Annotated in this window: 11 protein-coding genes; 3 read left to right on the top strand and 8 right to left on the bottom strand. The window is 65.8% G+C overall.

Annotation, left to right across the window (positions count from 1 at the left end):
- Nucleotides 1-86: 86 nt before the first annotated feature.
- The 3 genes from HMPREF1224_RS23385 to HMPREF1224_RS23375 all read right to left on the bottom strand — a co-directional run bounded on the left by HMPREF1224_RS23385 (nt 87) and on the right by HMPREF1224_RS23375 (nt 2919).
- Nucleotides 87-386, bottom strand: coding sequence for a type I secretion effector TesG (locus HMPREF1224_RS23385; protein WP_003093484.1), 300 nt, complete (start codon nt 384-386; stop codon nt 87-89).
- A 308-nt stretch (nt 387-694) separates the two neighbouring features.
- Nucleotides 695-2488: a cholesterol oxidase substrate-binding domain-containing protein gene (locus HMPREF1224_RS23380; protein ID WP_003121911.1), complete on the bottom strand. Its 1794-nt coding sequence runs from the start codon at nt 2486-2488 to the stop codon at nt 695-697.
- 131 nt (nt 2489-2619) lie between these two features.
- Nucleotides 2620-2919: a hypothetical protein gene (locus HMPREF1224_RS23375; RefSeq protein WP_003093477.1), complete on the bottom strand. Its 300-nt coding sequence runs from the start codon at nt 2917-2919 to the stop codon at nt 2620-2622.
- Nucleotides 2920-3677: 758 nt separating this feature from the next.
- Between HMPREF1224_RS23375 and tyrS the strand changes: the two genes are divergently transcribed.
- A complete protein-coding gene (gene tyrS, locus HMPREF1224_RS23370) occupies nt 3678-4916 on the top strand; it encodes a tyrosine--tRNA ligase (RefSeq protein WP_003105684.1) in 1239 nt (412 codons plus the stop codon).
- Between the two features lie 28 nt (nt 4917-4944).
- Here the strand turns inward: tyrS and HMPREF1224_RS23365 are convergent, their stop codons facing one another.
- Nucleotides 4945-6201, bottom strand: a complete 1257-nt coding sequence (locus HMPREF1224_RS23365) for an OprD family porin (RefSeq protein ID WP_010793445.1) — start codon at nt 6199-6201, stop codon at nt 4945-4947.
- 364 nt (nt 6202-6565) lie between these two features.
- On the opposite strand from HMPREF1224_RS23365, the gene HMPREF1224_RS23360 reads away from it, so the two are divergent.
- Both HMPREF1224_RS23360 and hpaR read left to right on the top strand, forming a co-directional pair.
- The gene (locus HMPREF1224_RS23360; protein WP_010793444.1) at nt 6566-7774 is read left to right on the top strand and encodes a Bcr/CflA family multidrug efflux MFS transporter; all 1209 of its coding nucleotides are present in this window, start codon (nt 6566-6568) and stop codon (nt 7772-7774) included.
- 85 nt (nt 7775-7859) lie between these two features.
- On the top strand, nt 7860-8282 hold the full coding sequence (hpaR, locus tag HMPREF1224_RS23355) for a homoprotocatechuate degradation operon regulator HpaR (RefSeq protein ID WP_003093470.1): 423 nt from the start codon (nt 7860-7862) through the stop codon (nt 8280-8282).
- A gap of 15 nt (nt 8283-8297) precedes the next feature.
- On the opposite strand, the gene HMPREF1224_RS23350 is transcribed toward hpaR, so the two are convergent.
- The 4 genes from HMPREF1224_RS23350 to ccoG all read right to left on the bottom strand — a co-directional run bounded on the left by HMPREF1224_RS23350 (nt 8298) and on the right by ccoG (nt 13554).
- Nucleotides 8298-8540 carry a hypothetical protein gene (locus HMPREF1224_RS23350; protein WP_003093468.1) on the bottom strand — a complete coding sequence of 81 codons (243 nt, stop codon included), beginning with the start codon at nt 8538-8540 and terminating at the stop codon, nt 8298-8300.
- 88 nt (nt 8541-8628) lie between these two features.
- Nucleotides 8629-10056: a cytochrome-c oxidase, cbb3-type subunit I gene (ccoN, locus tag HMPREF1224_RS23345; protein ID WP_003093467.1), complete on the bottom strand. Its 1428-nt coding sequence runs from the start codon at nt 10054-10056 to the stop codon at nt 8629-8631.
- Nucleotides 10057-10319: 263 nt separating this feature from the next.
- Nucleotides 10320-11735 (bottom strand): GntR family transcriptional regulator MpaR, encoded by a 1416-nt coding sequence (mapR, locus tag HMPREF1224_RS23340; RefSeq protein WP_003101248.1) that lies wholly within the window; start codon nt 11733-11735, stop codon nt 10320-10322.
- A gap of 97 nt (nt 11736-11832) precedes the next feature.
- On the bottom strand, nt 11833-13554 hold the full coding sequence (gene ccoG, locus HMPREF1224_RS23335) for a cytochrome c oxidase accessory protein CcoG (RefSeq protein ID WP_003137552.1): 1722 nt from the start codon (nt 13552-13554) through the stop codon (nt 11833-11835).
- Nucleotides 13555-13622 lie beyond the last annotated feature (68 nt).

Below are 13622 nucleotides of genomic sequence, written 5' to 3'. Positions count from 1 at the left end.
TCCTGGATTCGAATAATACTTGCATGACACTCCGACACCCTTGCGAAAGTTCAAACGCATGAAGTGCCGGAGTGCGACTTTTCTAATTAGATGGTGGTGCGGCCTACATCACCGGGACCGAAGTTTTCCCGGTATTGGCCCAAGTAACCGACAGCCGTCTCTGCATTGGTGAAGAGACCGACCGTGCCCCCGGCAATAGCACCCATGGCGGTTGGCACGATCAGGCCGACCAACTGGGAAAGAGCGCCGAAGCCGAAGCCGCCGGCACCGCCCCATTTCCCGCCGATTGCCATGCCCGTCGCGGCGCCGTCGACGGCGCCTACGATCATGCCGGAAAGAGTTCCACCCGAAACGCAGGTGACTTCAATGTCATTGAGTTCTTTCATTTCATATATCTCCTTTAGGCTTTCCGTGAGTCTGGAAAGCCATTCGATGGTACTAATCCGAAAGAGTGGGATGAACTGCCAGGATTAGCGGTTTTTCATGGGCTCGATAATTCGTTTGACAATGAGTTTCAATATTCGGCGGATGAAGGTTTGCCACTCCGGGTAAACTTTGCGAATGATTAAGGCCGGTTCGTGCGACACCTCGATAAGACCTGTTGAACAAGTCAACGCCGTATCGAGGGCTCATTCATATCGGCTCCGGCCAACCGCTCTTCGTCCGAGTCAGTACGGCCTCGCATAGCGGCATTTCATGGCATCAGCCGGTCGAGCAGCGGCGAGCTGAACAGCCGATGCGGATCGGCTTCGTTCAACTGGCGCACGGCGCTGTCCCAATCGTTGTCTGCGACCAGGCCCTGGCGTAGCGACTGCGCCACCAACTGGTCGACCACCGTCGGCTCGTCCCAGGCGGCGGCGGGGCTGTAGCCCCAGCCCTTGCTCCACTCCACCCGCAGCGAGGCGTAGTCGCCGCTGAAGTGGTCGAACAGCCAGGCCTCGAACTCGTGGTAGAAGGCATTGGCCTGCGGGGTACCGGGCAGGCTGAGGATGTCCAGCCAGATCGCCGTGTCCCACTCCGGTTGGTCGGGGCGCGGACGGATCGCCGACAGGCTGGGCACCTGGGCGCCGGGAACGATCGACTCGCCGGGCTGGTCGAGCCCGCTGACGCGAATCTCCACCGGGCCGTTCATGGGGTAGTGGCCGTTGGCGCGGTAGGCGGCGACCATCGTCTGGTACTGCAGGTAGAACTCGTTGATCACCCGCTGCACGTCGCGACGCCGGGTCAGCACCGCGTAGCCGTTGGCGGTGACGCGCAGGGTGCTGGGCTTGATGTACAGCAGCAGGTCCTTGCTCCAGCCCCACAGGTCGTAGCCCAGGGTCAGCGCCATGCCGCCCACTACCAGGTCGTACTGCAGCTTGCCGAGCAGCGGGGTGAGTTCCGGGTGGCCGGTGTTGATCGCCGCCAGCAGGTCGGACAGCGCCTTGGGAATGTTGTCGGAGAAGGGGTAGTTGAACGGGCCGTTGACCGCGCGGGCGCCGAACGGGCAGCGCGGGGTCGGCGTCCAGACCTTCAGCCAGGGCTTGTCGGTGAAGGGGAACCAGATGGCCTCGGCGCGTCCGCTTTTCTGCAGGAAGCTGTCGAAGGTCCTTCCGCCGCTGCCGGCCGCGGCGAACATCTCGCTCGCCGGGATGTTCACGTAGCTCTGGCAGCGCATGCGCTTGTTGACCCCGGCCTGGAGGGTCGCCTCGACGATGAAGGCGCGTCCGAGGTGGACGAGGAACGGCGCGCAGGCCGGATCGTCGCGGCGGAAGGTCTTCAGCACGTATTGTCCGGCGGCGCCGTCCCAGACCACCGCGGTCAGCGCCACGATGCTGTTGCTCAGGGAGCCGTAGCTCTGCCCCGGCAGGCGGCTTTCGCCCTGCGCCGGGATGCCGGTGCCGTGGCCGTCGATGGCGAGCACCCCGCCGAGGGTCAGGTCACCCGGCGCCGGCGTGGCGACGAAGCCGAGCTTGACCCGCTCCAGTTGTTTCAGCAGGGCTTCCATGGTGACGCCGGTCTGCGCGCTGAACAGGCCGAACTCGCCCTGGGCGTCGATCCGTACGCGGGTCAGGTAACGGCTGGTTTCCACCAGCACGATGCGGCTCTCGCAGTTCTCGCCGCCTTTCAGCAGCAGCGGGGACCAGTTGTGACCCATGCCGCGCGGGCGCACCTTGAAGCCGTTCTGCCAGGCCCAGTTGACCACCGCGAGAACCTCTTCGTTGGTGCGCGGGGCGCAGCTCCAGAGGTCGTCGGCGGCGATTTCCCCCGACCAGTTGCGGAACGCCCGCCGATAAAGTTCGAGGCCGGCCGGAAAGCCTGCCGGCGCCGGACAACTGCTGGCGGCGGCTTCGGCGGGCTGGATGACGAAGGCCGGGGTCCAGCCGGCCACCAGGCCGACCGCGCCGAGCGTGGCACTCTTGCCGAGGAAGCTGCGGCGCGACAGGCCGCCGGATTCCTGGTCGGGATCGCCGACGAAGGCGTCGGCTTGCTGGATGGGGTCGTGCATGGCGGTTCTCCTGATCGGGGCGCTGGTCGCCCCTTCCCGGTTGCCGGGTCCTAGGTCGCCGCCGGGGGCGTCCGGGTCTCCGGCGACGGTGGAGGCCCGCTCCGCGACGGGAGCGGGCCGAGGTCCTGGGATCAGGTCCACTCGGTGTCGTAGTGGTAATCGATGCGGCTGGTGTCGCCGCCGAGCAGGCCGCCGACCGCGGCGACGCCCTTGAACACGCCGTAGCCGAGGGTGTCGGCCAGTTGATGGATGGGGGTCAGGCCGACGGCGTTGAACACCTTGCCGACCGAAGAGATGACCGACGTGTTGAGCAGGTCGTTGGACACCTTGACCACATCGACGATGGCATCGCCGACGAAGCTGAAGAGTCCGGCGCCCGATACCTGGTCGATTTCATCGAAGCTCAGTTCCTGAAGTGTGGCGAGTTGCATGGCGCTATTCCTTCATCAATCAAGTTTTGAGCGATAGCCGGCCCTCTCGCATAAACATCGGTTTGCGAAGATAGAGTGACTATCGGTTGCCAGCCGCTCTGGAAAAGTACTTTGCCGGCTGGTCGCTGAAAATTACTGATCTGCCGGCGAGAGTGTCAATCTGGGAAGTTGATAGGTTGAACCTGGAATATCCATGCTAGGCAAATGACGCCGATATTCTGTCAGTGGAATTGGTCGATGTTTTTTCGAATGCCGCGATAAGCATCTGGATATTGCTGATCCATTGATATTCGTGGGTACTGGGAAGCGGTTCGCTATTTTTACGAGATGATGCGCCAATCCAGAAAAGTATCGAATTATTGCTTTCGGAAAAAATTCAACTGCCTTGCTGATAGGTTTCTTCCGGTCGAGTTATTGAAGTCCATGTCCGGTCTTGCGTTGTTTTTCAAAGTAGAGAAACCGGCGTCATAAATTTGTGCGGATAACTGGCGGGCAAACTTTCCCAGGCTGCGCTTCTGTTGCGGGGAAGTGCTTCGGTTCGTGTCGAGGCGCTTTCCAGTCTTGACAGCCCGGCACAGGCGCGTAGAGTTCCGCGCATGAATCGTGCAGCCCTGACCTTCAAGCGCTATTACGCCTATCTGCTCCCTCATTGAGGCGGTAGATGCGTCGCTGCATTCCCGAACCGCCCGAGGCGGCGGTCCGGTGAACTCCCTCCCAACCTGTCTCCTCGGGCATCCACCGTGCCAAAGGAGATACCCGTGTCCGTCCCGACCCATCAGCAAGACCTGATCGCCCTGCTCGAAGAGCGTGGCTTCGTCCACCAGTGCACCGACCGCGACGGCCTCGCCGCGCACCTGGCCGCCGGTCCGGCAACCGCCTACCTGGGCTTCGACGCCACCGCCGACAGCCTGCACGTCGGCCACCTGCAGGGCCTGATGCTGATGCGCTGGCTACAGAAGGCCGGGCACCGCCCGTTGCTGCTGATCGGTGGCGCGACCACCCGGATCGGCGATCCGAGCTTCCGCGATTCGAGCCGGCCGATCCTCACCGAGGCGCAGATCCAGGCCAATATCGACGGCATCGCCCGGGTTTTCTCGCGCTACGTCGAACTGCACGACGACAGCCTGGTGAACAACGCCGAATGGCTGGACGGCGTCGGCTACCTGGAGTTCCTCGACCGGGTCGGCCGGCACTTCTCGATCAACCGCCTGCTGACCTTCGACGCCATCAGGCAGCGCCTGGACCGCGAGCATTCGCTGTCGTTCCTCGAGTTCGGCTACACCCTGCTGCAGGCCTACGATTTCGTCGAACTGTCGCGCCGGCGCGGCTGCACCCTGCAACTCGGCGGCGCCGACCAGTGGGCGAACATCATCAACGGCGTGGAGCTGTCGCGACGCCAGGGCGGCGCCCAGCTGTTCGGCCTGACCATGCCGCTGCTGGCCACCAGTGACGGGCGCAAGATGGGCAAGTCGGCGCAGGGTGCGGTATGGCTCAACGCCGAGCGCCTGGCGCCGTTCGACTTCTGGCAGTTCTGGCGCAACTGCGATGATCGCGACGTCGGTCGCTTCCTCGCCCTGTTCAGCGAACTGCCGATGGATGAGGTGCGCCGCCTGGGCGCCTTGCAGGGCGCCGAGCTGAACGAAGCGAAGGTGGTCCTGGCCAATGCCGCCACCGCCCTGGCGCACGGCGAGCACGCCGCGCGATCCGCCGCCGATGCCGCGCGCGGGGTGTTCGCCGACGGTACGCGGGACAGCGGCCTGCCGGTGATGAAGCTATCCCGCGCGCGCCTGGCGCAGGGACTGTCGCTGACCGACCTGCTGCTGGAACACGCGATCCAGCCCTCCCGCAGCGCGGTCCGCCGCCTCGCCGCCGGCGGCGGCCTGCGCCTGGACGGCACGCCGGTCAGCGATCCGGACGCGCCGCTGGCGGGCGAGGTCGACGGGCTGCGCTTGAGCCTGGGCAAGAAGCAGCATTTGCACCTGCGACTCGAGGATTGAGGTGCCTGCGGCCCCAAGGGGCCGCGCTTCACCAGAGCTTTAGCGTGTAATTGACGATGAAGCGGTTCTCGTCCAGGTCCGCACCGTAGCGGCTGCGGTAGGTGATGTTGCGCCATTTCAAGGCGACGCTCTTCAGCGGTCCGCTCTGGATCACGTAGGACAGGTCGGTGTTGCGCTCCCATTCGCTGTCGTCGGCACGGCCGGCGCCGCGGTCGATGTCGCGGCCCTGTACATAGCGGGTCATGAGGTTCAGGCCGGGCAGGCCGAGGCCGGCGAAGTCGTAGTCGTAGCGCAGTTGCCAGGATTTCTCCTGCGGTCGGGTGAAGGTCTGGTAGGCCATGAGGTTGGCCACGTAGGGCGTGGTGTAGCCGTTGAGCACCGGAAAGGCGTCGTTGCCGATCATCTTCTGGACACCGATGCCGAAGGCGTGGGCGCCGGCGCGCAGGGTGAGCATGGCGTTGAGGTTGCGATTGTCCACCGGCCCGGAGATCGCCGCGCCGTCTTCGCCGCTGTCGAAGTAGCGCAGGTCGCTGCGCAGCGACAGCACTTCGCCCAGCGGCAGGGTGTGCAGCAGGCCGAGATAGTGCTGCCGGTAGATGTCCTTGAGCTGGCCGTAGTAATAGCTGGCGCTGAGCCGAGGGGTGAAGGCGTAGGTCGCGCCGGCGAGATTGAACTCGTCGCTGGCGTGGGCCTTGTCGCGGCCCATGATGTACATGTCGTCGCTGCCGGCCGACTCGCGAGTGCGCGACTTCCACAATTGCCCCGCGGTGAGGGTGAGACCCTCGATCTCGCTGGAGGTCAGCAGCGCGCCGTCGAAGGTCTGCGGCAACAGGCGCACGTCGTCGCGGAACGCCACCGGCAGTTGCGGCATGAGGATGCCGACCTGTAGCTGGGTCTGCGAATAGCGCAGCTTGGCGGTCAGGCCGAGGTGACTGTAGTCGTCCACCGGCTCCTTCGAATTCGCTCCGAACGGCAGCGTGCCATCGTTGCTACGCCCGCGTCCCGAGTCGAGCTTGACGCCGAGCAGCCCGGTAGCATCCAGGCCGAAGCCGAGCGGGCCGCCGGTGAAACCGGATTGCAGGCGCAGGACGAAGCCCTGCGACCAGTTGCCGGCCTGCGATTGGGGCGCATCGTGCTGGCGGTAGTCGCGCAACTGGTAGAAGTTGCGGAGGTCGAGGTGGGCGCTGCTGTCCGCGAGGAATTCCGCTTGCGCGGCGAGGGGCAGGAGGCCGAGGCCAAGCGCATAGCTGCGCCAGGCGCACGGGCGGGGGCATGCCGTGATCATCGATTCTTCCCTTGGTTGTTGTTCTTGTAGGTATGGGTGACGCCGATTGCACGGTGAGTTTTAGCATATTGTTAACTTGTTAATGAAGTGTTGGCGATCCTCCCGGAAGCTTCGCTAGCCTCTGCCCCTTTCCATGCTCATCGAGCATTGACGGTAAGGCGCTGGAGAGCGAAGCCAGCCTGGAATCTTTCGCCTTCTGCGCATTTGGTTAATCTGTTAACGTTGTCGGCCCGCGAAAGGAGCCAGGCCCGCGCGCTGCCAGGGTGAACGAGGTCGCGGCGCGAGGATTTCCCGGACGGCGAACTTGCATCCGCGTGCACGGCGGTGTCGTCTGGACCGAAAGGCGAAGAAGAGGAGGGCGAGCGTGCCTGCGAGTGCATCGAGGATTCAGGTCGGAAGCGGCGAACGACGCCTGTTGCTGCTGTTGTCGGCGCTGGTGGCGTTCGGCCCGCTGTCGATCGACATGTACCTGCCGAGCCTGCCGGCGATCGCCGCCGATCTCGGCGCCAGCGATGCCCAGGTGCAGCGGAGCATCAGCGGCTTCCTGGTCGGCTTCTGCGTCGGCATGCTGTTCTACGGCCCCTTGTCCGACCGTTTCGGCCGGCGCCCGGTGCTGCTGGCCGGTATCGCCTTGTACCTGTTCAGCAGCCTGGCCTGCGCGCTGGCCGACAGCGCGGGGCAACTGGTCCTGCTGAGGGTGCTCCAGGCCCTCGGCGGCGGCGCCGCGTCGGTGCTGGCTCGGGCCATGGTGCGCGACCTCTATCCGTTGGGCGAGGCCGCCCGGATGCTGGCATTGATGCACATGGTGACCATGCTGGCACCGCTGGCCGCGCCGCTGCTCGGCGGCTACCTGATGCTCTGGGCCGGCTGGCGCGCGTTGTTCGTGGTCCTGGCGCTGTTCGCCGGGCTCTGCCTGCTGGCGGTCTGGCGGGTCGCCGAAAGCCACCCGCCGGAGCGCCGCGGCGGCAGCCTGGCCCAGGCCTTTCTCGCCTATGGGCGGCTGCTCGGCGACCGTCGCGCGCTGGGCTACGTGCTGTGCATGGGGCTGGCGTTCGCCGGGATGTTCGCCTACATCAGCGCCGCGCCCTTCGTGTTCATCGAGCATTTCGGCGTGCGCGCGGAGCGCTTCGGCTGGTTCTTCGGCCTGAACATCCTCGGCGTGATGCTCGCCACCTGGTGCAGCGCGCGCCTGGTGCGCCGCCACGGTCCGCGGCCGCTGCTGCGGGCCGGCAGCCTGCTGGGCTGCGTGTCCGGGCTGTTCCTCCTCGGCTATGCGGCGCTCGGCGAGCGGGGCGGGTTGTGGGCGCTGGTGCCCGGCCTGCTGTGCTTCGTCAGCGTCACCGGCCTGCTCGGCGCCAACTGCATCGCCAGCCTGCTGGCGTTGTATCCCGGACAGGCCGGGGCGGCTTCGGCGGTGGCGGTGTCCGGGCAGTTCGGCCTCGGCTGCCTGGCCAGCCTGGCGGTCGGCTGGCTGGCGCTGCCCGGCGTGCTGCCGATGGCGCTGGTGATGGCCGTCTGCGGCGTCGGCAGCCTGCTCGCGCTGGGCTTGGCCCTGCACGGCGGAAACCGTTGATTTCCTTCTGCATACCCGCATGCAGCCTGTGTTTTTTCCGCTACTCTTCTGCACTTTCGAAACCAGTCATCCAAGCTCGGACCCTATGTCAACGCCAAGACCCTCCCTGACCCTGACCCTGTTGCAGGCTCGCGAAGCCGCGATGAGTTTCTTCCGCCCCTCCCTCAACCAGCACGGCCTCACCGAGCAGCAGTGGCGGGTGATCCGCATCCTGCGCCAGCAGGGCGAGATGGAGAGCTACCAGTTGGCCAACCAGGCCTGCATCCTGCGCCCGAGCATGACCGGCGTGCTGGCGCGCCTGGAGCGCGACGGCATCGTCCGGCGCTGGAAGGCGCCCAAGGACCAGCGGCGGGTCTACGTGAACCTGACGGAAAAGGGCCAGCAGTGCTTCGTCTCCATGAGCGGCGACATGGAGAAGAACTACCAGCGCATCCAGGAGCGGTTCGGCGAGGAAAAGCTCGCGCAGTTGCTGGAACTGCTCAACGAGCTGAAGAAGATAAAGCCCTGAAGCGACTGGCCGGCGTCATGCCGGCCAATTCTTGTCCCAGTGCCGGCAGTCGCCCTGGCAGCGACCGGGACAGCCGCAGCCGGTGCGGCTCCTGCCGGTTTCCCGCTCGACCCGGCGGGCCACCTCCTCGTCGTCGGCGAACGGCAGCATGCTCGCCTGGTCCAGGGTCTTGGCGTGGCGCAGGCTCCAATGCACGCCGAAGAACAGCACGGCGACCGCCAGCAGCTCCAGCAGGATCTCGCTCCAGCTGAATTCCATGATGATTCTCCTCGTCGGCTGTCGAGCCTTGCCCGCAGCGTGGCGGGCGAGGCTCGGGAAGGGAAGGGAAGGGACGCGCTGTCGCGGCTCAGGCCATGCGGGCCGCCGCGAGGATTCCTTCCGGGCGCGCCTGGCGTACCGTGCGCCAGGTGTTGTAGCTCATCAGCAGCATGCCGGTGAGGAAGAACCCGCCACCGACCAGGCGCACGATGAAGCCCGGATGGCTGGCCACCAGCGACTCGACGAAGGAGTAGGTCAGCGTGCCGTCCTCGTTGACCGCGCGCCACATCAGGCCCTGGGTAATGCCGTTGACCCACAGCGAGGCGATGTACAGCACGGTGCCGATGGTGGCCAGCCAGAAGTGCGCATTGATCAGGCCGACGCTGTGCATCTTCTCGACCCCGTAGACCTTGGGAATCAGGTGGTAGAGCGAGCCGATGGTGATCATCGCGACCCAGCCGAGGGCGCCGGCGTGGACGTGGCCGATGGTCCAGTCGGTGTAGTGGGAGAGGGCGTTGACGGTCTTGATCGCCATCATCGGGCCTTCGAAGGTGGACATGCCGTAGAACGCCAGGGACACCACCAGGAAGCGCAGGATCGGGTCGTCGCGCAGCTTATGCCAGGCCCCGGAGAGGGTCATCATGCCGTTGATCATGCCGCCCCAGCTCGGCGCCAGGAGGATCAGCGACATCACCATGCCCAGCGACTGCGCCCAGTCCGGCAGCGCGGTGTAGTGCAGGTGGTGCGGGCCGGCCCAGATGTACAGGGTGATCAGCGCCCAGAAGTGGACGATGGACAGCCGGTAGGAGTAGACCGGGCGCCCGGCTTGCTTGGGCACGAAGTAGTACATCATGCCGAGGAAGCCGGTGGTCAGGAAGAAGCCTACGGCGTTGTGCCCGTACCACCACTGGACCATGGCATCGGTGGCGCCGGAGTACATCGAGTAGGACTTGAACCAGCTCACCGGCAGCGACATGTGGTTGACGATGTGCAGCATCGCGGTGGTCAGGATGAACGAGCCGAAGAACCAGTTGCCGACATAGATGTGCTTGACCTTGCGCTTGATCAGGGTGCCGAAGAACACCACCGCGTAGGCGACCCAGACGATCGCCAGCCAGATCGCGCCGGTGAACTCGATCTCGGCGTATTCCTTGGTGGTGGTGTTGCCCAGCGGCAGGCTGACCAGCAGGATCACCGCCACCGCCTGCCAGCCCCAGAAGGTGAAGGCGGCCAGGGTGTCGGAGAACAGTCGCACCTGGCAGGTACGCTGCACCGTGTAGTAGCTGGTGGCGAACAGCGCGCAGCCGCCGAAGGCGAAGATCACCAGGTTGGTATGCAGCGGCCGCAGGCGGCCGAAGCTGGTCCAGGGCAGGTCGAAGTTCATCTGGGGCCAGACCAGTTGCGAGGCGATCAGTACGCCCAACCCCATGCCGATCACGCCCCATACCACGGTCATGATGGCGAACTGGCGAACCACCTTGTAGTTGTAGGCAGGTTCCGTCGTTGCTTTGTTCATCTGTACAGTCCCGAAAGAAATGAACAGCCGGCGACCGCCGTCGAGGGGGGAGACGGGGCGCCGGCCGGAGCCTGCAATCTAAGGGCTGGGGCGGGGGTAAAACAGCTTCAGGTCGATATGGAATTTGGGTATCAGATGGGGCGGGGGAAGGCGTTCGTGCTGGGCGGCGGCGCATACCGGGATGGGGGACGCGAGCCGATCATGGCGGATGACCGCGCGCGGTTATCCGCCCTACGCCGGGGTGGCTTTCCGTCTGCGGGGCGTCATCCCGCCAGCGACTGGGCGATCCGCCCGAGTGTCTCCATCGCCTTCTCCTGCCGCGCGCTCCACGGGTGCCCGTAGTTGAGCCGGGCGCAATGGGCGAAGCGGCGGGTGGCGGAGAAGATCGGCCCCGGGGCGAGGCTGATGCCCTGGGCCAGGGCCAGTTGGAACAGGCGCAGCGAGTCGACCGCCTCGGGCAACTCCAGCCAGAGGAAGTAGCCGCCGCTGGGACGGCTGACCCGGGTCTGCTCGGGGAAGTAACGCGCCACCGCCGCGAGCATGGCGTTCTGCTGGGTCTCCAGGGCGTAGCGCAGCTTGCGCAGGTGGCGGTCGTAGCCGCCGTGCTGGAGATAGTCGGCGATGGCCGCCTGGGCCGGGATCGACGCCGACAGGCTGGTCATCAGCTTCAGTCGCTCGATCTGCTCGGCGTAGCGTCCGCCGGCCACCCAGCCGACCCGGTAGCCCGGCGCCAGGCTCTTGGAGAAGGAACTGCAGTGCATCACCAGGCCTTCCTGGTCGTAGGCCTTGACCGGTTTCGGCGCCTGCTGGCCGAAGTACAGTTCGGCGTACACGTCGTCCTCGATCATCGGCACCTGGTGGCGCGCCAGCAGCTCGGCGAGGGCGCGTTTCTTCTCGTCGTCCATGCTCGCGCCCATCGGGTTCTGGAAGTTGCTCATGAACCAGCAGGCCTTGATCGGCAGGCGCTCCAGGCTGTCGGCGAGCACTTCCAGGTCGATGCCTTCACGCGGATGCACGGGGATTTCCACCGCCTTCAGCTTCAACCGTTCCAGCACCTGCAGGGTGGCGTAGAACGCCGGCGCCTCGATGGCCACCAGGTCGCCGGGACGGGTGACCACCTGCAGGCAGAGGTTGAGTGCCTCCAGCGCGCCGTTGCTGATGACCAGTTCTTCCACCGGCAGCAGCAGGCCGCCGACCATGTAGCGCAGGGCGATCTGCCGGCGCAGGCCATGGTTGCCCGGCGTCATGTCGGCGACCACCGACTGCGGGTCCATGTCGCGCACCGCGTGGGCCATCGAGCGCGCCAGGCGCGGCAGGGGAAACAGTTGCGGACTGGGAAACGCCGAGCCGAAGGGCACGGTGTCCGGGTCCTTGATCGAACTGAGTACGGAGAACACCAGCTCGCTGACGTCGACCTCGGTGGCGTCGGCCTGGCGCGGGCTGATCTCCGGTTCCGGCAGCGGCCGTTGCACGTGCTGGCAGACGAAGTAGCCGGAGCGTGCGCGGGCCATGATCAGCCCACGGCTTTCCAGCAGGTAGTAGGCCTGGAACACGGTGGAAGCGCTGACCCCGTAGGTACGACTGGCGTGCCGTACCGAGGGCACCTTCTGCCCGGGGGCGAGGACGCCGGTGCGGATCAGCTCGGCAATCTCGTCGGCGAATTTCTCGTAGCGCTTCATCTTGTCCTGGCCGCTGTCCTGGCTGGCCGTGGGCACGGCCGCTGGCGCCCACTCTATGCGCGCCGGGACCGTGTTGTCATGCCTCATCGCGGCCTCCTCAGCGCGCCGGCGAAACGAAGGTGCTGGTGCTGCCGACCGCCAGGCTCGGGTCGTCGATGCCGCGCAGGCTGAACGCCAGCGGTTGCGAGCCGGCCCTGGCGCGTTCGGCGGTAGAGGCCACCGACACCGGGAAGTCGAGGATCTCGCCGGGCTTCAGGCTCAGGGTGTGCTCGCCCTGCAGGCGGAACTCCGGCGCGTCGTCGAGTTGCAGGCGATAGCGCTGCGGCTGCTGGGTCTTGTTGATGACCTTGAGGGTGTAGATGTTCTCGATCTGCCCGGCGGCGTTCTCGCGGAACAGCCCACGGTCGCGGGTCACGTCCAGCGAGGCCAGCGGGCGGGCATCCAGGGCGACGACGAAGGCGCCGATCATCGCCAGCATCACCGCCGCGTAGCCGACCAGGCGTGGACGCAGGAAGCGGGTCTGGCCACCTTCCAGGGCGCGTTCCGAGGTGTAGCGCACCAGGCCGCGTTCATAGCCCATCTTGTCCATGATCGAGTCGCAGGCGTCGACGCAGGCGGCGCAGCCGATGCAGGCGATCTGCAGGCCGTCGCGGATGTCGATGCCGGTGGGGCAGACCTGCACGCACTGCTGGCAGTCGATGCAGTCGCCGAGCCCCTGGGCGCGCGGATCGCTGCCTTTCTTGCGGGCGCCGCGGGACTCGCCGCGGGCGGCATCGTAGGACACGATCAGGGTGTCCTTGTCGAACATCACGCTCTGGAAGCGCGAGTAGGGGCACATGTGGATGCACACCTGCTCGCGCAGCCAGCCGGCGTTGACATAGGTGGCGGCGGTGAAGAACAGCACCCAGAACAGGCTTTCCAGGTCCAGCTGGAAGCTGAACAGGTCGGCCACCAGCGGCCGCACCGGAGTGAAGTAGCCGATGAAGGTGATCGCCGTGACCAGGCTCACACCCAGCCACAGCGCGTGCTTGGCCGTTTTGCGCAAGAGCTTGGCGGCGCTCGCCGGACCCTGGTCGAGCTTGATCCGCGCATTGCGGTCGCCCTCGGTGACCTTCTCGCACCACATGAACACCCAGGTCCACACGCTCTGCGGGCAGGTATAGCCGCACCAGACGCGGCCGGCGAACACGGTGATGAAGAACAGGCCGAAGGCGGCGATGATCAGCAGCGCCGAGAGCAGGATGAAGTCCTGCGGCCAGAAGGTCGCGCCGAAAATGTAGAACTTGCGTTCGGGCAGGTCCCAGAGCACCGCCTGGCGGCCGTTCCAGTTCAGCCACAGGGTGCCGAAGAACAGCAGGAACAGCAGGCCGCCGCCGAGGCGGCGGAAGTTGCGGAACAGACCGGTGAAGCTGCGGGTGTAGATCGGGCCGTTCACCGCCGACGGCAGCTTGCCGGGCGCGGGCGGCTGTTTCGACGGAGCGGCCGGTGCGGCGGGCTCGACCTGGATCGCGGGAATTCTTTCGCTCATTTTTCGTAGGCCCATCAGGCTGGAGAGGCGGTTGCGACTATAGGAACCGGCTGATGGGCGAAACAGCGGCAGATCGAGCGGGAAAAACCGTATCAGATGCCTCCGGAAAGCAGCGGCCCAGCATTGCCGCGGGTTGCCGGGCGACCTCGGGCAGTACAGATATGCGCCCCGTGGCAACCGGTCGCAGGCGGCACGAATTCGCCGCCGTCGGCCATCTGATGTGTTTTTTTCGGCGGAATCTGCCGCTGTTTCGCTGTCTGTACGCGGGCGATAGTGGGTGCCAGTGAACACCGGCCCATCCTGTCGCCAGAAACAGGGGCGCAGCCGGTCCCCGGTTTCTTCGCCACGCACCCTGCCCG

The sequence above is a fragment of the Pseudomonas sp. P179 genome, assembly GCF_000478485.2.
GTDB lineage: Bacteria > Pseudomonadota > Gammaproteobacteria > Pseudomonadales > Pseudomonadaceae > Pseudomonas > Pseudomonas aeruginosa.
This window is presented reverse-complemented; position numbering and strand designations above follow the sequence as displayed.

Coding starts and splice junctions, on each gene's coding strand:
- HMPREF1224_RS23350 (WP_003093468.1), bottom strand. CDS start 8,540: ATGGAATTCAGCTGGAGCGAGATCCTGCTGGAGCTGCTGGCGGTCGCC.
- HMPREF1224_RS23385 (WP_003093484.1), bottom strand. CDS start 386: ATGAAAGAACTCAATGACATTGAAGTCACCTGCGTTTCGGGTGGAACT.
- HMPREF1224_RS23375 (WP_003093477.1), bottom strand. CDS start 2,919: ATGCAACTCGCCACACTTCAGGAACTGAGCTTCGATGAAATCGACCAG.
- HMPREF1224_RS23365 (WP_010793445.1), bottom strand. CDS start 6,201: ATGATCACGGCATGCCCCCGCCCGTGCGCCTGGCGCAGCTATGCGCTT.
- hpaR (WP_003093470.1), top strand. CDS start 7,860: ATGTCAACGCCAAGACCCTCCCTGACCCTGACCCTGTTGCAGGCTCGC.
- HMPREF1224_RS23380 (WP_003121911.1), bottom strand. CDS start 2,488: ATGCACGACCCCATCCAGCAAGCCGACGCCTTCGTCGGCGATCCCGAC.
- ccoN (WP_003093467.1), bottom strand. CDS start 10,056: ATGAACAAAGCAACGACGGAACCTGCCTACAACTACAAGGTGGTTCGC.
- mapR (WP_003101248.1), bottom strand. CDS start 11,735: ATGAAGCGCTACGAGAAATTCGCCGACGAGATTGCCGAGCTGATCCGC.